Here is a 17,838-nt window from a genome sequence, read left to right as displayed (position 1 = left end):
AGGAGGGAACGGCATGTACACGAACACACTCAGCTTCGGGCATGACGAGGACATCGAGGCGCTGCGCGATCTGGTGCGCCGCTTTGCCCAGGAGAAAATAGCGCCGATCGCCGCCGAGATCGACCGCAGCAACCAGTTCCCCGCGCATCTGTGGAAAGAACTCGGCGCGCTCGGCCTGCTTGGAATCACCGCCGATCCCGATTTCGGCGGTAGCGGCATGGGCTACCTCGCCCATGTCATTGCGGTGGAAGAGATTTCGCGCGCCTCGGGCTCGGTCGGCCTTTCCTACGGCGCCCATTCGAACCTCTGCGTCAACCAGATCAACCGCTGGGCGACGCCTGCGCAGAAGGAGAAATTCCTGCCGGCATTGTGCTCGGGCGAAAGGGCAGGTGCGCTGGCCATGTCGGAATCGGGCGCCGGCTCCGACGTCGTCTCGCTCAAGCTGCGCGCCGAAAAGCGCAACGACCGCTATGTGCTCAACGGCTCGAAAATGTGGATCACCAACGGCCCCGACGCTGAAACGCTGGTGGTCTATGCCAAGACCGATCCGGAGCGGAAATCGCACGGCATCACCGCCTTCATCGTCGAAAAGACCATGGCCGGCTTCTCGGCATCGCCAAAGCTCGACAAGCTCGGCATGCGCGGCTCCAACACCGGCGAACTGGTGTTCGACAATGTCGAGGTGCCCTATGACAATGTGCTGCATGAGGAGGGCCGCGGCGTCGAGGTCCTGATGTCGGGCCTCGACTACGAGCGCACCGTGCTCGCCGGCGGCCCGCTCGGGCTCATGGCGGCCTGTCTCGACGTGGCGATCCCCTATGTGCATGAGCGCAAGCAGTTCGGCCAGCCGATCGGCGAGTTCCAGCTCGTGCAGGGCAAGCTCGCCGACATGTATTCGACGATGAACGCCGCGCGCGCGTACGTTTATGCTGTCGCGGCTGCCTGCGATCGCGGCCAGACGACACGCAAGGATGCCGCCGGCTGCGTGCTGTTTGCCGCCGAAAAAGCGACGCTGATGGCGCTCGACGCCATCCAGCTGCTTGGCGGCAACGGCTATACCAACGAGTATCCGACCGGCCGGCTGTTGCGCGACGCCAAGCTCTACGAAATCGGCGCCGGCACCAGCGAGATTCGCCGCTGGCTGATCGGGCGCGAGATCATGGCGGAAGGGGTGTGAGCGATTTCAATGCCTGGTTTGCCAAAATACCTTGGAGTATTAGCACGGACTATCGTCGCATTGATCCCATTGTCGGGATTTGCGAATGCCGCCTCTTCAGATATGCCGCAATTTCGAGATGTTGCAGCACTGCGGGTTGAAGTCATTTCCCGCCTGAAGGCTGACAGCCGAGTCAAGCAAGCAATTCCCAACCCCGCCGATCCGGCGCGTCTTGACGTAACCAGGGTCGGTTCTACCGGCAAGGATATTCATCTTCAGGTGGACGTTACGAACCTGCTAGGCCGCATTCGCGACCTGCCGGCGGGAGAGGCGGAAACCGAAATCGAACGTTTTCTAACCACGCTCGTGCTCAGCGATAGCGAAAGCGGCTTCCAGGCCGATCTACTGATTGCCAACATTCGACCGCGCGAACATCTCGACGCTTTCAAAGGCGATGGCACAGAGCCCGACAAAGGACCGGCGTTTGAAACCTTGGCGGGTGACGTCGTGATCCTTTACCAGATCGACAATGAGGACTCGCTCGCCAGCGTCCGGCTTGACGATGTTGGAGACCGCTCACTCGCACAGCTTCGCCAGCTTGCTCTGGAAAACATCAACAAGCAGATTACGAAGGTCAAGCAGGAGCGTATCCTCGACGGGATATCGATCTTCACCGTCGAAGGGGATGAGGCCATCTCACCCGCTCTCCTCCTGACCGAAAAATTCTGGGCCACGCTTGGACCGCAATTCCCCAACGGCGTTTTCATAGCCATTCCAAAACGCGATGCCATCGTCGTTGTAGACAAGCGGCTTCCCAATGCGGTTCAGTTTGCTCGCTCATTTATCGACAAGGTTTTCAAGACCGAACCTGATCTTCTCTCCGAGTACATTTTCGAGCGCCGTGACGGCAAGCTGCAAGTCGTGGCAGAGCAATAGGAACCGATGTGGCCGTACTCCAAACCCAGATCTCGCCCTCCTCCGAAACCTACCTCGCCAATGCCGAGCGCATGCGGGCGCTGGTTGCCGACATTGCGGACAAGGCGGCAACCGTCGAGCGCGGTGGCTCGGAGGAGGCGCGCGAGCGTCATGTTTCGCGCGGCAAGCTGTTGCCGCGCGAGCGGCTGGCGCAATTGCTCGACACCGGCTCGCCTTTCCTCGAGATCGGCCAGTTCGCGGCATGGTCCATGTATGGCGAGGAGATTTCCTCGGCCGGCATCATCGCCGGCGTCGGCCGTGTCGAAGGGACCGAGGTGATGGTCGTGGTCAACGACGCCACGGTGAAGGGCGGCACCTATTATCCGCTCACGGTGAAGAAGCATTTGCGCGCGCAGGAGATCGCGCTGCAAAACAATCTGCCTTGCGTCTATCTGGTCGACAGCGGCGGCGCCAACCTGCCCAACCAGGACGAGGTGTTTCCCGACCGCGAGCATTTCGGCCGCATCTTCTACAACCAGGCCAACATGTCGGCGGCCGGCATTCCGCAGATCGCCTGCGTCATGGGCTCATGTACTGCGGGCGGCGCCTATGTGCCGGCAATGTCGGACGAGACGATCATGGTGCGCAACCAGGCGACCATTTTTCTCGGCGGCCCGCCTCTGGTGAAGGCGGCTACGGGCGAAGATGTCAGCGCCGAGGAGCTTGGCGGCGCCGACGTGCACACCAGGCTGTCCGGTGTCGCCGACCACTATGCGCTGGACGACGAACATGCGCTCGCGATTTGCCGGCGCATCGTCAAGAACCTCAACCGGCGCAAGACCGTAAGCCTGAGCTTACAGGAACCCGCGCCGCCGCTTCACGATCCGCGTGAACTCTATGGCGTCGTGCCGACGGATTTGCGCCAGCCCTATGATGTGCGCGAGGTGATCGCGCGCGTCGTCGACGGCTCCGAGTTCGACGAGTTCAAGCAGAATTACGGCACCACGCTGGTCACCGGCTTTGCCCATCTTCAGGGCATGCCGGTCGGCATCATCGCCAATAATGGCGTGCTGTTTTCCGAAAGTGCTGTCAAGGGCGCGCATTTCATCGAACTGTGCTGCCAGCGCAAGATCCCGCTGATCTTCCTGCAGAACATCACCGGCTTCATGGTCGGGCGGAAATACGAGGCCGGCGGCATCGCCAAGGACGGCGCCAAGCTGGTGATGGCGGTCGCCACCGCTCGCGTGCCGAAGGTGACCATGATCATCGGCGGCTCGTTCGGCGCCGGCAATTACGGCATGTGCGGACGCGCCTACTCGCCGCGGTTCCTGTGGATGTGGCCGAATGCGCGCATTTCGGTGATGGGCGGCGAACAGGCGGCGACCGTGCTGGCGGTGGTCAAGCGCGAGGGCATCGAGCGCAAGGGCGGTGAGTGGAGCGCGGACGAGGAAGCGAAATTCAAGAAGCCGATCCTGATGAAATACGAGCATGAGGGCCACCCGCTCTACTCCTCGGCGCGGCTGTGGGACGACGGCATCATCGACCCGGCGAAAACGCGCGAGGTGCTGGCGCTCAGCCTGTCGGCCGCGCTCAACGCCGGAATCGAGGAAACGAAGTTCGGCGTGTTCAGGATGTGAGATGAGCAAGTTCGGCGAACGGATACATGTCCACACCGGCGACATCACCAGGCTTGCGGTCGATGCCATCGTCAACGCCGCCAATTCCTCGCTGCTGGGCGGCGGCGGCGTCGACGGCGCCATTCACCGCGCCGCAGGCCCGGAGCTCGAATTCGAATGCCGGATGCTGAACGGCTGCAAGGTCGGCGAAGCAAAGCTTACCAAGGGCTATCACCTGCCGGCACGTTACATCATCCACACGGTCGGACCTGTCTGGCAAGGCGGCGGAAAAGGCGAAGCCGGGCTGCTCGCCTCCTGCTATATCAGGTCGCTCGAAATCACCGCCGCCAGGGATTGCCGGACCGTGGCATTTCCGGCGATCTCCACCGGCATCTACCGTTACCCGAAAAATGAGGCGACGCAGATTGCCGTTGGCATCGCAGGTACCTTCGTCGGACAGAACTCAACGCCCGAAACAGTTATTTTCTGCTGCTTCGACGAGCCAACAGCTCAACTATACCGACAAGCCGTTGCTGCCATTGAAGGATGCTAGTCTGCATGGATAAGATGGTTCATCCACCTACGCAAAATAAATTTTCGGTGAGCAGGCTGGCGGCACTGGAGAATAGACGCTATTGTTCATTCCGCATTGGGCAACGGGGATGGGGTAAAGATGAGGCCGAAATATTCGGGAAAAACGACTGCGTCGGTACTTGCAGTCTTGCTTATATTTGCGGTACCCGGCGTTGGCGCCGCGGCATCGCTGGCGGGAAGCAAAGGCGACATCCATTTCTATCCGTATTTGCCGAAAAGCCCGAAAGACCAGTGCACCATGGCTTACAACGCCTATGTGGCCGCCGGCGGCCATTCGGCCTATGCGACCACGCCCTATGCCCGGATCCGTTCGTTGTACATCATCTGCGGCTCGGGCTTGAATGCACCGTCACAGAAGGCTGCCGAAGAACGGGCGATGAAATCCTGCGAGTCCGCCCGCAGCCATTACAAGGTCATTACAGGGGCGGGCTGCGAAGTTGCGGCATCGAAGTAGGCCGACAAGCATCGGCTTGGGCATTTTTCAAATGGGCGGCGCAAGATGAAATCGACACGCATCAAACGAATTACTGTATCGATGCTTGCCGGCCTGCTCGTATTTACGGCACCCGGTATCGGGGCGGCTGGATCGCTGGCGGGCAGCAAGGGAGACACCCGATTCTGGCCTCCGTTGTCACTGAATCCAAAGGAGCCCTGCACGAAGTCGTACAACGCCTATGTCGCGGCGAGTGGCCACTCGGCCTACGCGACCACATTCTACTCGCGCGTCGACGATCTTTACATCATCTGCGGTGCGCGGCTGAACGCGCCATCTCAGAAGGCCGCGGAAGAGTTGGCGTTGCGAAGCTGTCAGGTTGGCCTGAAAAAGTGGAAGGTTCAGATCGCGAGCGGCGGCTGCAAAATCGCGGCTTCGAAATAGGCTCATTCCTGCCAGACCGGCGCCGCCCGAGACAAACCCGGGAGGCTCCATGTTCGCCAAGATCCTGATCGCCAATCGCGGCGAGATCGCCTGCCGTGTGATCCGCACCGCACGCAGGCTCGGTGTGCGCACCGTCGCCGTCTATTCCGACGCCGATGCCAAGGCCCTGCATGTCGAAATGGCCGACGAGGCAGTGCATATCGGTTCCTCGCCGGTCGGCGAAAGCTATCTGCGCGGCGACAGGATTGTTGCGGCGGCGCTGGCGACCGGCGCCGAAGCAATCCACCCCGGCTACGGCTTCCTCTCGGAAAACCCCGATTTCGTCGACCAGATGGTGGCGGCGGGGCTCACATTCATCGGCCCGTCGGCCGCCTCGATCCGCGCCATGGGGCTGAAGGATGCGGCCAAGCGGCTGATGGAAAAGGCCGGCGTGCCGGTGGTGCCGGGCTATCATGGCGAGGCGCAGGAGATCGTGCTGCTGGCGTCCAAGGCGCGTGAGATCGGCTATCCCGTGCTGATCAAGGCGCGCGCAGGCGGCGGCGGCAAGGGCATGCGCCGCGTCGAACATCCCGAAGATTTTTCGGAAGCGCTGTCAGGCGCACGGCGCGAGGCCAAGGCCGCGTTCGGCGACGACCGCGTGCTGGTCGAAAAATATGTCGACAAGCCGCGCCACATCGAGGTCCAGGTGTTCGGCGACAATTTTGGCAATGCCGTGCATCTCTATGAGCGCGACTGCTCGGCGCAGCGCCGCCACCAGAAGGTGATCGAGGAAGCGCCGGCGCCCGGCATGACGCCGGCGCTGCGCAAGGCGATGACGGAAGCGGCGGTCAAGGCCGTCAAGGCGATCAGCTATTCGGGCGCCGGCACCATCGAATTCATCGTGGATGCCTCGCAAGGGCTGAAGGCCGACCGTTTCTGGTTCATGGAAATGAACACCCGCCTGCAGGTCGAGCATCCCGTCACCGAAATGGTCACCGGCACCGACCTCGTCGAATGGCAGTTGCGGGTAGCCGCCGGCGAAAAGCTGCCGAAGACGCAGAGCGAAATCACGCTTTCCGGCCACGCCTTCGAGGCGCGCATCTATGCCGAGGACGCGGCGAAAGGGTTTCTGCCGGCGACCGGCACGCTGCATCACCTGGCGTTTCCCGACAACGCGCCCGAAGGCGCCAGCATGCGCATCGAGACCGGCGTGCGGGCTGGCGATGCGATCTCGCCCTTCTACGATCCGATGATCGCCAAGCTGGTCGTCCACGCCAAGGACAGGCAGGCGGCGCTCGATGCGCTCGGGACTGCGTTGTCGCAGACCGAGATTGCCGGCTCGACCGTCAACACCGCCTTTCTCGCGGCACTTGCTGCGAACGCCGATTTTTCGGCCGGTGATGTCGATACCGGCCTGATCGGCAGGCATCAGGAAGCGCTGACCGCGGTCGCCCCGCCGAGCTGCGGGATCGTTGCCGCGGCAGCCCTTGCAGCGGCCGGGGCCGGTGCTTTGCCGCCGTCGGACGACCCGTGGTCGTCACTTGCCGGCTATGCGCATTTCCACAGCGTTGCGCGCCGCACGCGCCTGCGCCATGGCGAGGACGATATACTGGCGCGTGTTTCAGTGCGGCCGGACGGGCGCTTCGAGGTGGCGCTGGACGCGCCCTATGACAGCGTCAATTCGCATGATCTTCGCGCCGCCCCTCGCCTTGCCCGCTGGCCAGGCCACGTCACCGTGTTCGAAGGCGCGGTCGGCTACAGTTTCCTCGTCCCGGATCCGCTGGCGCGAACCGACGAGGCGGCCGCCGCTTCCGGCAGCCTGCGCGCGCCGATGCCGGGCCTGGTCAAGCTGGTGCGCGCGGCAAAGGGCGAAAGGGTGATTAAGGGCCAGCCGCTACTGATCCTGGAAGCGATGAAGATGGAGCACACGATCGCGGCCAGCCATGACGGCGTGATCGCGGAAATCGCCACCGAGGGCGCGCAGGTCACCGACGGAACGGTGCTGGTGCGCTTCGTTGAAGAGGCTGCATAGCCGGCTGGAGGCTTGAACAAAAATGGCCGGGACAAGCCCGGCCATTTCCATGAGTACGCGGCCGCTTACTGCGCGATCGGTGCGTATTTGCCGTCGTGCCACTGGTTGATGTCGTAGCTGGCGTTCTTCAGATCGCCCTTCTCGTCGAAGGTCACGTCGCCGACCACGGTGCTGAACGGCGTGCCGTTCTTCAGCGCTTCGGCTACCTTGACCGGATCGTCCGTTCCGGCGCGCTTGACGCCCTCTGCAAACGCCTGAACGACGGCGTAGGAGAACAGCGTAAAGCCTTCCGGCACGAAGCCGCCCGCCTTGATCTTGGCGATGGCCTCCTTGGCTTCCGGCTTGGCCTGCGGGTCCGACGGGAAGACGAACAGGGTGCCTTCACCGGCGGGGCCGGCGACCTGCCAGAATTCTGGCGAGGCGATCGAATCCGGCATGATCAGCTGGAACTTGACGCTCTGCTCGGCCGACTGACGCAGGATAAGCCCGGCTTCCGGGTGATAGCCGCCGAAATAGACAACGTCGGCCTTGAGGTCCTTCAGCTTGGTGACGAGAGCCGAATAATCCTTCTCGCCGGCATTGATGCCTTCATAGTCGATCTCCTTGAGGCCACCGGCATTCATCGTCGCCTTCACGGCATCGGCAACGCCCTGACCGTAGGCGCTCTTGTCATGCAGGATAACGACATTCTTGCCGGCATATTTCTTGGCGATCCACGGGCCAATGAAGGCGCCCTGCGCATCGTCACGCGTATAGAGACGCATGATCGTCGGCCAGCCGGCCTTGGCGGCGGCATCGGTCAGCTCGGGATTTGAAGAGGCCGGGCTCATCATCAGCGCGCCGGCCTCGGCGTAGACGGCGGAAGCCGGGATGCTCGAACCTGAACAGGCATGGCCGTCAATAAACTTGACGCTGTTGGCAACGATCCGGTTGGCCACCGAAACCGCCTGCTTGGGATCGCACTGGTCGTCCTCGATGTCGAGCTTGATCATCGAGCCGTTGACACCGCCGGCGGCGTTGATCGCGTCGGCGGCTGCCGTTGCGCCCTGCTTGAACTGGTCGCCGATCGTGGCGAGCTGTCCGGTCATCGGGCCGACCACCGAAATGGTGATGTCATCGGCAAAGGCAACCGGCGCGCTCATCATCAGGCCAAATACGGCCGCGCTCAAAATACCCATTTTTTTCATGGTGATAGAACTCCTCCCACACTCGCGCAGCCGCTCTGGCCGCGCTTTTTTCCGAAGGCGGGACAATTTCATCCTTCATTGGGCCTGTCTAGGCGCATCGGCGCCGCTCGATTGGGCCTCATCAACGCAAAAAGCCACGCCAGCCTGTTCCGGCCGGTCGTGGCTTTTTGCTCGTAGCAGTCCCCATGCGCCCCCGCGCCACGAAAACCTGCCCGCCGTCCCCATTGTGCACGACTGGACCGTGCCGGCCTGCCGCGTTCTTGTTCTTTCATGGTCGGCCGTCTTGTCGCGGCCTTGTCGTTTCACCGGTTCCGACCGTCTTTGCGGTCTTGATCCCGGGGCTTCCCTGTTTTCGATAATCTGCCTGCGATAATCTGCTCGCGATCTCAGTGCATCGTCATCCATTCGCGGGCTTCGCGCAGCGCCTTGGCGATCTCGACCTTGGACATTGCGGCCGACAGTTCCGAGCGCAGTTCCGCGGCGCGGACCGAGCCCTTGATGGCGGCGATGTTGAACCATTTGTGGGCGGCAACGACATCGGTCTCGCAATCGCGGCCGGTCGCATACATCATGCCCAGTTCGAAAAGAATGTCGGCCTGGGCAGTTGCCCCCATGGCGCCGAAGCCGGCTTCAAGCATTTCAAAACGTGCCATTTTAGTCCCCTGTCTGGCTCCCGAGAGCGGGCCTCTTCTGTCCCCCGGTGTTCCCTGGGGAGCCGCTCTTTCGATGCTTCCGAGAATGAGGCCGAGCCTTGAATCCGTCGTTAAATGGCGTGCTTAATTTGGAGAAAACAAAGCTAAAACAAGAGGTAAACGCGGAAATTCGTTAAGGATACAAAGTCAGCAATCCCGCCGTTTCTCGACCGATTTGACGAAAATTTGCAAGGCGCCGATCAACACTCTGCTAACCACGCGAACCAAAGCCAACGCCTCGATCGTTTCATTTCCACGGGCTGCACTCTCCCGACCCTGCATGAAAATTGCGAAACCTTCCGTGGCGGTACGCTTTTGTTTTGCCAGGAGCTGGATTAGCTTACGTTTGCGTAAGGGGCAGAGAGGCGGCTGCCCCATCTAAACCAGGGAGGACAGATATGTTTCGCAAAGTGAGCTTGGCCCTGGCGGCCGCCGTGATGATGGCTGGTGCGGCTTGGGCCGATCCGATCGAAGGCAATTGGAAGACACAAGCCGGCGACACAGCAGTTATCGGCGGCAGCGGTTCATTCTCCATCACCCTGAAGACCGGCAAATATGCCGGGAAGACCATCGGTTCGCTCAAGGCGGCCGGGGCCAACAAATATGCCGGCAACATCACCGATCCGGCAAACGACAAGACCTATTCGGGCAAGGCAACACTGTCGGGCACCTCGCTCAAAATGAGCGGCTGCGTGCTCGGCGGGCTGATCTGCAAGAGCCAGACCTGGCACAAGCTCTGATCTTGCTGCTTTGAGTTGACCAACGGGGCCTTCACAGGGCCCGTTTTCTTTTGCAGGACGGTCCGCGCCATAGCGACGACCGTGCCGTTTGCGGCGGCGCAAACCCGAACCGACGCTCTCTCTAAGACCTCGTCAATCACTTTGAACCGCAGATGAACGTCGGCATCAGCGCCGGTTCAGTCGCATCAGGGCATTTTGATGGCGTGTTCAAGGAGACACTACGCAAATGCTCGCTCGCCGCTTCACCATCGTCTGCCTGTTGATGAGCCTGTTCGGGATGCTCTTCGCCATCCTCGTGGCCGAAGCCGGCCGCCCGGCCCGTTCCTGGGATGCAGCCAGTTCCTGCCAATTCGATTGCATGAACCATTTTCGCCCCTGAGACGACAAAGACATAGATCCAAACAGAAAAGCAAAAGCCATGAACCGCATCGCCATCAACGCCCTCCAGACCCTTCGGCTCCTGCCGCGGGCGGCGCTCGTCCTGGTCGTGCTGTCGGCGCCGGTCCTGGTCATGCCGATGATGCGGGCCAATGCCGACACGACGATCGACGCGCCGGCGACGAAGAAGCATGGCGTCGGCTTTGTCTTGCTGGTCAGTCTGCAGCGCGGGTAAGGTGTGCCGGTATTAAGGTGATGCCGGCCTGCAAGTGGCGGCCTTGGTGCTCACATGCTTCGAGTACGCTCCGCTCCGGTTCTCGAAGCCAGCCAGTTTGGTCGCTTCGCGCCCGTCCTCGACTCCGGCTCAGCGTTACCTGAATCTCAGCACACCTTGGGCGTCGACGAATAAATCGACCACTTGGCGGCCACCCTCCCCTCCCAAGTGCGGCCTCAAGTCTCTATATTGAGCCATGGAAAAGCGAATCTACCCACAAGCTATCGAATCGGTCGTCATGCCGGAGCCTTTCGGCAAGCAGAGCTTCGACGACGCCAAAAAGGCCGTGGCCGCCTTGCAGGTGCTCTACGACCGCAACACCAAGTTTCTGCGCGACTCCTTTGCCACGCTTGCCGCCGGCGGCGACGAAAGCAAGCGCTACCGCGCCTTCTACCCAGAGATCGGCGTCACCACCAATTCGTTCACCCAGATCGACTCGCGCCAGGCTTACGGCCACATGCCGACCCCCGGGCATTTCTCGACCACCATCACCCAGCCGGTGCTGTTCGAACGCTATCTCGTAGAGCAGCTTCGCCTGATCATGCGCAATCACGGTGTGCCGGTAACGGTTTCGGAATCGACCACGCCGATCCCGCTGCATTTCGCGTTCCTTGAAGGAACCCATGTCGATGGCGCCGCCGCCGACCGCATCAAACGGCCGATCCGCGACCTGTTCGACGTGCCGGATCTTGACGGCACCGACGACCAGATCGCCAACGGCACCTTCGAGGTCGCGTTCGGCGAACCAAGGCCGCTGGCGCCGTTCACGGCGCAGCGCATCGACTATTCGCTGCACCGCATGACGCACTACACGGCGACCAGCCCGCAGCATTTCCAGAACTTCGTGCTGTTCACCAACTACCAGTTCTACATCGACGAGTTCGTCGCCCGCGCGCGGGCCCAGATGGCTGAAGGCGGCCACGGCTATACCGAATTCGTCGAACCGGGCAATGTCATCACCAAGGCAGGGCAAAACGCACCCAGCGAAGGCGTGGCGGCGCCGCGCCTGCCTCAGATGCCAGCCTATCATCTGAAGAAGCCGAACCATGGCGGCATCACCATGGTCAACATCGGCGTCGGCCCGTCCAACGCCAAGACGATCACCGACCATGTCGCGGTGCTGCGGCCACATGCATGGCTGATGCTCGGCCATTGCGCCGGCCTGCGCAACACTCAGGCGCTGGGCGACTATGTGCTGGCGCATGCCTATGTCCGGGAAGACCATGTGCTGGACGATGACCTGCCGGTGTGGGTGCCGATACCGCCGCTGGCCGAGATCCAGGTGGCGCTGCAGGAGGCGGTCGCCGAAGTCACCGGACTTTCCGGCTACGATCTCAAGCGCATCATGCGCACCGGCACCGTCGCCACCATCGACAACCGCAACTGGGAACTGCGCGACCAGCGCGGACCGGTGCAGCGGCTGTCGCAGTCGCGCGCCATCGCGCTCGATATGGAATCGGCCACGATCGCCGCCAATGGCTTCCGCTTCCGCGTGCCCTACGGCACGCTGCTTTGCGTCTCCGACAAGCCGCTTCATGGCGAGTTGAAGCTGCCCGGCATGGCGACCGAATTCTACAAGCGGCAAGTGGCGCAGCATCTGACCATCGGCATCAAGGCGATGGAGAAGCTGGCGGAAATGCCGATGGAACGGTTGCATTCGCGCAAGCTGAGAAGCTTTTCGGAGACGGCCTTTCAGTAGACCGGCTTGCCGTAAATGTTTGCCGCGAGGCGTTTCGTCATCTTGATTGGGCCGCATTTCAGCCGATAAAGGCCTGATACCTCGGCAATGTATTACCCGGTCTATGGGCAAAACCCGGTCTGATGGCACGCGTGCGAAAGATGATGGCTTCAATGGCGTTCCTGGCAATGCTCGGCCTCTCGGCCGCGCTTGTAGCCGGGTTCTTTGGCGCACTGCATCCGGCCTTCGATTCCTTCGCCCATTTCCGCATCCATTTTGCCGTGCTGATGGGGCTGATTGCGCTGCCGCTGCTCGCCACCTCGTTTCGCCTGCAGGCGGGCGTGGGCCTGCTGCTGGCCGTGGCCGCCTTCGCCAGCACGTTGAGCACCTTGCCGCGCCTGTGGCCGGTGCAGGCCGCCAATGACGCCGCGCCCGGCAACGAACCGGTCTACCGGCTGCTGCAGATGAACCTGCGTTTCAACAATCCGACACCCAAGAAGGTTCTTTCGCTGATCGCCAGGACGAACCCAGACGTGATCACGCTCGACGAAGTATCGGCCATGTGGGCGACCGAACTCGGCTATATCCAGAACGCTTATCCCTATCGCATCCTGTGCGCCCATCCCGACGGCGTGTGGGGCGTGGCGCTTTTGTCCCGGCGACCTTTTGCGGCCGGCACCGAGCCGCATTGCGAACCGCGCGGCGCGATGGCGGCCGCCACCGTCGATTTCGGCGGCACTCCGGTCGATGTCGCGGCGATCCATTTGAGCTGGCCGTGGCCGAAGGAACAATACTGGCAGATCGGCGAGTTGACCGAGACGCTCACCTCGCTCGGCGAGACGGCGATCATGGCCGGCGACTGCAACGCCGTGCCGTGGAGCGCCGCGGTACGGCGCGTTGCCTCGCTCGGCGGACTGACCGTGATGCCGTCGGCCGGACCGACCTGGATCCACCGGACCCTGCCCGATTTCCTGCGGCGCTATGCGGGCCTGCCGATCGACCAGGTGTTTTCGAAGGGCGGGGTGACCATCCTGTCGTCGACGCAGATGGAAGAGACCGGCTCCGACCATCTGCCGGTGATGGTGGAATTTTCATTAATGCGCGACGAGACCAAGCCGGTCGACGAGGATTCTACCGCGACTGTGTCGCTGATCCAGCCCAGCATGGGCGGCTAGATCGTACGCCACGGGGCTTACGGTTTCACAAGCCTACCAAGGCCTCGATGATGCGCTCGACATGGCCGCCTTCACTGTGCTCGCGCGCGTCGAACGCGATCTGTTTTGCCTCATAGAGCTTGGAAGTGGCTTGCAAGCGCCGCGTGGCTTCGACGCGCGTTTTGTTGCATTGCGGATCGTTGGCAAATTTCAGGCCGCGAACCGACCGCTCGGCAGCCTGCATCATCTGCCCGGCGATACGGCCATGGGTTCCTTCATGAGCGAGAACGCCTGTGAAAAACCGGTTCCAGCGTTTGCGCAGCGCCGGCGTGACGGCCGAGGCGACGCGCGGGTAGGTGTAGGCGATGTTGAGCGTTCCATTGGCCTGGCGCAGGCGGCAGACGCCGTTGACCTGACCCACGTCCAGGCTCCAGTCGGCGGTGTAGCTTGTCTGCGCGATGGCGTGGGTCATGAAACCGTGCTTGGGGCCCCTGCGGTTCATGGCGATAACCAGACCGGCACCTGTCGTGCCGGTGATGTCATAGGTTCGCGTCTTGACGACGGTTTTCACCCCCGCCGACGCCGTCCCGACGACGCCGCAGGCCGCGCTTACGACGGCGACGCAAAACAAGACCACCACGCGCATGCCATTTTCCCCATGGACGCGGCAATGAGACCACAAGCAGACGACGGTTTCAACAATCTTTGGCGCCGAGCGCCTTACATGCCTTGGTAAACCCGGCCATCGCCGCCATTTTTGCTGGTTGAGACGGCCCCGGTCGGTGAGGCTCACATGCCCTGATAGACCGGGCCTTCGCCGCCTTGTGGCGGCACCCAGTTGATGTTCTGGTTGGGATCCTTGATGTCGCAGGTCTTGCAGTGCACGCAGTTCTGCGCGTTGATGACGAAACGCACATCCTTGTCAGACGGATCGGCGGCGGCGTTGCCGTCCTTGTCGACCCATTCGTAAACACCGGCCGGGCAATAGCGGGTCGAAGGCCCGGCAAAGACATCATGCTCGGAACGCTTCTGCAACTCCATGTCGCCGACGATGAGATGCACCGGCTCGTTTTCCTCGTGATTGGTGTTGGACAGGAACACCGAGGACAGGCGGTCGAAGGTCAGCACGCCGTCCGCTTTGGGATAGGCGATCTTCTTGTGCTTGGCCGCGGGCTCAAGCGTGGCATAATCGGCCTTGCCATGTTTCAGCGTGCCGAAGGGCGAGAAGCCGAACAGCGTGTTCAGCCACATGTCGAGACCACCGAGGCCGACGCCGATAATGGTGCCGAAGCGCGACCAGAGCGGCTTGACGTTGCGGACCTTCTTCAAATCCTTGCCGATATCGGTCGCGCGCCAGGCGTCCTCATAAGACGACAGTTCGTCATTGGCGCGGCCGGAGCCGATCGCTTGCGCGACATGCTCGGCCGCCAGCATGCCGGACAGCACCGCATTGTGCGAACCCTTGATGCGCGGCACGTTGACGAAGCCCGCCGCACACCCCATCAGCACGCCGCCGGGGAAGGAGAGTTTCGGCACCGACTGCCAGCCGCCTTCGGTAATGGCGCGCGCGCCGTAGCCGATGCGCTTGGCGCCCTCGAAGGTGCGCGATATCGCCGGATGCGTCTTGAAGCGTTGGAATTCCTCGAAGGGCGACAGCCAGGGGTTCTTGTAGTTGAGATGCAGGACGAAGCCGACCGCGACCTGGTTATCCTCGAGGTGGTAGAGGAAGGAGCCGCCGCCTGTCTTCAGGTCGAGCGGCCAGCCGAAGGAGTGCTGCACCAGACCCGGCCGGTGGTTCTCGGGCTTGACCTGCCACAGCTCCTTGAGGCCGATGCCGTATTTGCCGGGCTCACGGCCGTCGGACAGTTTGTATTTTGCGATCAGCTGCTTGGACAGCGAACCGCGCGCGCCCTCGCCGATCAGCACGTATTTGCCCATCAGCGCCATGCCCGGCGCAAAGCCCGGGCCATGTGTGCCGTCTTTTTCGACGCCCATGTCGCCGGTGATGACGCCCGTGACGGCGCCGGCATCGTTGTAGACGAGGCTGACGGCAGCAAAGCCCGGATAGATTTCGACGCCTAGCGCTTCAGCCTTGGTTGCCAGCCAGCGGCAGACATTGCCGAGCGAGACGATGTAGTTGCCGTGATTGCTCATCAGCGGCGGCATCAGGATATTGGGCAGACGGAACGAGCCGGCGGGGCCGAGCACCAGGAAATCGTCGGCCGTAACCGGCGTCTTGAAGGGGTGGCCATCTTCCTCGCGCCAGCCCGGCAACAGGCGGTCGATGCCTATGGGATCGACGACGGCGCCTGACAGAATGTGGGCACCAACCTCGCCGCCCTTTTCCAACACCACGACGGAAAGCTCGGGATTGACCTGCTTGAGACGGATCGCTGCGGCAAGGCCCGCCGGGCCGGCCCCGACGATGACCACGTCGAATTCCATGCTCTCGCGTTCGATCTCGCTCATCAACCCCTCCGCACTGGCCGACCGTTTCCGGGCATTTTGCTGGCTCCTGCGCTGCATAGCGCATCAATCCGCGACAGGAAACCGGCGCTGACGTGACAATGCCGATTTCGACAAAAAGTCGCGGATGACAACTCTGCCGCAAGCGTTTTGCGCGCGGCCGCGCTCAGCGTCCCATATTTTAATTGTTCGACGGCTCTCTTATCGGCCATACTTATTTCCATGCGCACGCCGTCCGGCTATTCATTGACGCGCTTCCCCCTTCCGCCCGGCCGGACCTGCCGAGCGATCCTTCTCGCCCTTTCAATGCTTACGCCGGTTCGCGCTCAGGCCGAGCCGGTGAAGGTGTGGGCGACCGGCGCCTATTCCTTTTCCGACGAGCTTGGCGGTTTCCACATCACCGGCGCCTCGGGCACCGGCACCAAGGAAGATCCGTTGGTCATCTCCGAGGAGCTGAATTCGTCGACGCCGGTGACGCTCACCATCCGCACCACCAAACCGATCCAGCCGTTCAGCACCAACGGCGAATTCGCCAGCGGCATCCTGTACATGCGTATCGAGGTGCTCAACAACAGCGGCCAGGCCTGGGTTGAATTCCAGTTCGAGCTGCAGGAGATACTCAACCAGCCGAGCGTGTTCGGCGACGGCCTGTCCTTCGACCAGCGCAACAAGACGCCCGACAACATCCTGTCGAGCGCGTACGCCGATTTCGACCGCGATTTCGAACCCTATGACCGGCTCTTGTTCAAGAGTGGACAGATCGACCCGCTGAAGAGGGGACGCTTCGAGTTTCTGATCACCGACTACACGCCGCGCTGGACGTTCTATCTGGTGCAGGATCCGCGGATACCGACGGGGTAAGCGGCAGACGCCGTGAAAATCGCCACGAAATGCCCTTCGTGATTGGCGAAAGCCGACGAGCGCGTAATCTCCCTCCTTGAGGGGGAGATTACTAACCGCCCAACCTTGCAAATCACCTCTCGGCGGACGAATGTGCCCGGCATGACTGCCGCCTCCCCCAACAACCGATCCGACCTGGCCGAGTTGCTCGCCTTCTACGCCTCTGCCGGTGTCGACGAAGCGTTGGAGGACGCGCCGGTGAACCGGTTTGCCGGGGCAGCACCGGAGCGCCCCGAGCGCACAACGGCGCCTGCCGCGCCGCCTCGCGAAAACAAGTTTCCGGAACAAGCCGCCGCCAGCCCCGGGCTGGACGCAAGCCGGGTGCCGGACGCGCCGGCGCGTTCCGTTCCGGCCATGGCGACGGTGCCCGACGAGGCACAGGCGGCCCTGGCCCGGCAAATGGCGGCAAGTGCCTCGACGCTCGACGAACTGCGCCAGCACATGGCGTCGTTCGATGGCTGCAACCTCAAATTCACCGCCAAGAACCTGGTCTTTGCCGACGGCAATCCGGAAGGTTTGGTGATGTTGGTCGGCGAGGCGCCCGGCCGCGACGAGGATATTGAGGGCCTGCCCTTCGTCGGCCGCTCCGGCCGGCTGCTCGACCGCATGCTGGGGGCGATCGGGCTTGACCGGACTTCGGTCTATATCGCCAACGTCATTCCCTGGCGGCCGCCCGGCAACCGCACGCCGACGCCGCACGAGACCGAAATCTGCCGCCCCTTCATCGAGCGGCAGATCGAGCTGGTCAATCCGAAGGTGCTGGTCAATCTCGGCGGCCCTTCGGCCAAAACCCTGCTCAACACGACCGAGGGCATTCTGCGCCTGCGCGGCAATTGGCAGGTGCACACGACGGTGTCGGGCACTGCCATTCCGGCCATGCCGACGCTGCACCCGGCCTATCTCTTGCGGACGCCGGCGCACAAGAAACTGGCGTGGCGGGATTTTCTCGAGGTGAAGGCGAAGTTGCGGGAGCTGGGGTGAAGCGCGCCTCTTCCTTCCACCCTTGTGGGGGAAGGTGGATCGGCGCGCAGCGCCGAGACGGATGAGGGGTGTTCCAGCGGAGTGAGACGTTGGCGTTCCCTGGAACACCCCTCATCCGACCGAGCTTCGCTCGGCCACCTTCTCCCACAGGGGGAGAAGGGAGAACCGCGCCAATGACCTCCCAGGTAATTGAAATACGCCTCTCCCCGGCCTACTCAT

Annotated in this window: 18 protein-coding genes; 14 read left to right on the top strand and 4 right to left on the bottom strand. The window is 62.3% G+C overall.

The annotated features are described in order from the left end of the window. Window positions 1-13: 13 nt before the first annotated feature. The 7 genes from ACYG97_RS02340 to ACYG97_RS02310 all read left to right on the top strand — a co-directional run bounded on the left by ACYG97_RS02340 (window position 14) and on the right by ACYG97_RS02310 (window position 7,169). Complete coding sequence (locus tag ACYG97_RS02340; protein ID WP_023709798.1) at window positions 14-1,177, top strand: isovaleryl-CoA dehydrogenase; 1,164 nt, start codon at window positions 14-16, stop codon at window positions 1,175-1,177. Between the two features lie 9 nt (window positions 1,178-1,186). Next, window positions 1,187-2,092 carry a hypothetical protein gene (locus ACYG97_RS02335; RefSeq protein WP_155922473.1) on the top strand — a complete coding sequence of 302 codons (906 nt, stop codon included), beginning with the start codon at window positions 1,187-1,189 and terminating at the stop codon, window positions 2,090-2,092. Window positions 2,093-2,100: 8 nt separating this feature from the next. Continuing rightward, window positions 2,101-3,708 carry a carboxyl transferase domain-containing protein gene (locus tag ACYG97_RS02330; protein ID WP_023732010.1) on the top strand — a complete coding sequence of 536 codons (1,608 nt, stop codon included), beginning with the start codon at window positions 2,101-2,103 and terminating at the stop codon, window positions 3,706-3,708. A 1-nt stretch (window position 3,709) separates the two neighbouring features. Further along, a complete protein-coding gene (locus ACYG97_RS02325; RefSeq protein WP_023732011.1) occupies window positions 3,710-4,240 on the top strand; it encodes an O-acetyl-ADP-ribose deacetylase in 531 nt (176 codons plus the stop codon). Window positions 4,241-4,360: 120 nt separating this feature from the next. After that, complete coding sequence (locus ACYG97_RS02320) at window positions 4,361-4,735, top strand: hypothetical protein (protein WP_023670207.1); 375 nt, start codon at window positions 4,361-4,363, stop codon at window positions 4,733-4,735. 45 nt (window positions 4,736-4,780) lie between these two features. Continuing rightward, on the top strand, window positions 4,781-5,158 hold the full coding sequence (locus ACYG97_RS02315; protein WP_023670206.1) for a hypothetical protein: 378 nt from the start codon (window positions 4,781-4,783) through the stop codon (window positions 5,156-5,158). A 49-nt stretch (window positions 5,159-5,207) separates the two neighbouring features. Further along, entirely contained in the window at window positions 5,208-7,169 is a 1,962-nt protein-coding gene (locus tag ACYG97_RS02310; RefSeq protein WP_023732012.1) for an acetyl/propionyl/methylcrotonyl-CoA carboxylase subunit alpha, read from the top strand. A 65-nt stretch (window positions 7,170-7,234) separates the two neighbouring features. On the opposite strand, the gene ACYG97_RS02305 is transcribed toward ACYG97_RS02310, so the two are convergent. After that, window positions 7,235-8,356 carry an ABC transporter substrate-binding protein gene (locus ACYG97_RS02305; protein WP_023670204.1) on the bottom strand — a complete coding sequence of 374 codons (1,122 nt, stop codon included), beginning with the start codon at window positions 8,354-8,356 and terminating at the stop codon, window positions 7,235-7,237. Between the two features lie 386 nt (window positions 8,357-8,742). Continuing rightward, window positions 8,743-9,009 carry an SEL1-like repeat protein gene (locus ACYG97_RS02300; RefSeq protein WP_006199745.1) on the bottom strand — a complete coding sequence of 89 codons (267 nt, stop codon included), beginning with the start codon at window positions 9,007-9,009 and terminating at the stop codon, window positions 8,743-8,745. A 437-nt stretch (window positions 9,010-9,446) separates the two neighbouring features. On the opposite strand from ACYG97_RS02300, the gene ACYG97_RS02295 reads away from it, so the two are divergent. The 5 genes from ACYG97_RS02295 to ACYG97_RS02275 all read left to right on the top strand — a co-directional run bounded on the left by ACYG97_RS02295 (window position 9,447) and on the right by ACYG97_RS02275 (window position 13,293). After that, on the top strand, window positions 9,447-9,788 hold the full coding sequence (locus ACYG97_RS02295; protein ID WP_023687258.1) for a DUF2147 domain-containing protein: 342 nt from the start codon (window positions 9,447-9,449) through the stop codon (window positions 9,786-9,788). 226 nt (window positions 9,789-10,014) lie between these two features. Then, complete coding sequence (locus ACYG97_RS02290) at window positions 10,015-10,167, top strand: hypothetical protein (protein ID WP_023692826.1); 153 nt, start codon at window positions 10,015-10,017, stop codon at window positions 10,165-10,167. Between the two features lie 39 nt (window positions 10,168-10,206). Then, a complete protein-coding gene (locus tag ACYG97_RS02285; protein ID WP_023702175.1) occupies window positions 10,207-10,401 on the top strand; it encodes a hypothetical protein in 195 nt (64 codons plus the stop codon). A 277-nt stretch (window positions 10,402-10,678) separates the two neighbouring features. After that, window positions 10,679-12,139 (top strand): AMP nucleosidase, encoded by a 1,461-nt coding sequence (locus tag ACYG97_RS02280; RefSeq protein WP_023731828.1) that lies wholly within the window; start codon window positions 10,679-10,681, stop codon window positions 12,137-12,139. Window positions 12,140-12,279: 140 nt separating this feature from the next. Continuing rightward, on the top strand, window positions 12,280-13,293 hold the full coding sequence (locus tag ACYG97_RS02275) for an endonuclease/exonuclease/phosphatase family protein (RefSeq protein WP_155922474.1): 1,014 nt from the start codon (window positions 12,280-12,282) through the stop codon (window positions 13,291-13,293). Window positions 13,294-13,318: 25 nt separating this feature from the next. Here ACYG97_RS02275 and ACYG97_RS02270 read toward each other — a convergent pair whose 3' ends face one another. Together ACYG97_RS02270 and ACYG97_RS02265 are read right to left on the bottom strand one after the other, a co-directional pair. Further along, window positions 13,319-14,065, bottom strand: coding sequence for a DUF922 domain-containing protein (locus ACYG97_RS02270; protein ID WP_348625725.1), 747 nt, complete (start codon window positions 14,063-14,065; stop codon window positions 13,319-13,321). Continuing rightward, a complete protein-coding gene (locus ACYG97_RS02265; protein WP_023732013.1) occupies window positions 14,062-15,741 on the bottom strand; it encodes an electron transfer flavoprotein-ubiquinone oxidoreductase in 1,680 nt (559 codons plus the stop codon). Before ACYG97_RS02265 ends, ACYG97_RS02270 begins: the two co-directional genes overlap by 4 nt. A gap of 303 nt (window positions 15,742-16,044) precedes the next feature. Here ACYG97_RS02265 and ACYG97_RS02260 point away from each other — a divergent pair, with 303 nt between their 5' ends. Together ACYG97_RS02260 and ACYG97_RS02255 are read left to right on the top strand one after the other, a co-directional pair. Continuing rightward, complete coding sequence (locus ACYG97_RS02260) at window positions 16,045-16,599, top strand: hypothetical protein (RefSeq protein ID WP_033003810.1); 555 nt, start codon at window positions 16,045-16,047, stop codon at window positions 16,597-16,599. 141 nt (window positions 16,600-16,740) lie between these two features. Further along, window positions 16,741-17,619, top strand: a complete 879-nt coding sequence (locus ACYG97_RS02255; protein ID WP_023731830.1) for a uracil-DNA glycosylase — start codon at window positions 16,741-16,743, stop codon at window positions 17,617-17,619. Window positions 17,620-17,838: the final 219 nt, after the last annotated feature.

This window comes from Mesorhizobium sp. W067, from assembly GCF_054719525.1.
The sequence above is the reverse complement of the archived record's forward strand: the minus strand, read 5'-3'. Positions and strand labels throughout refer to the sequence as shown.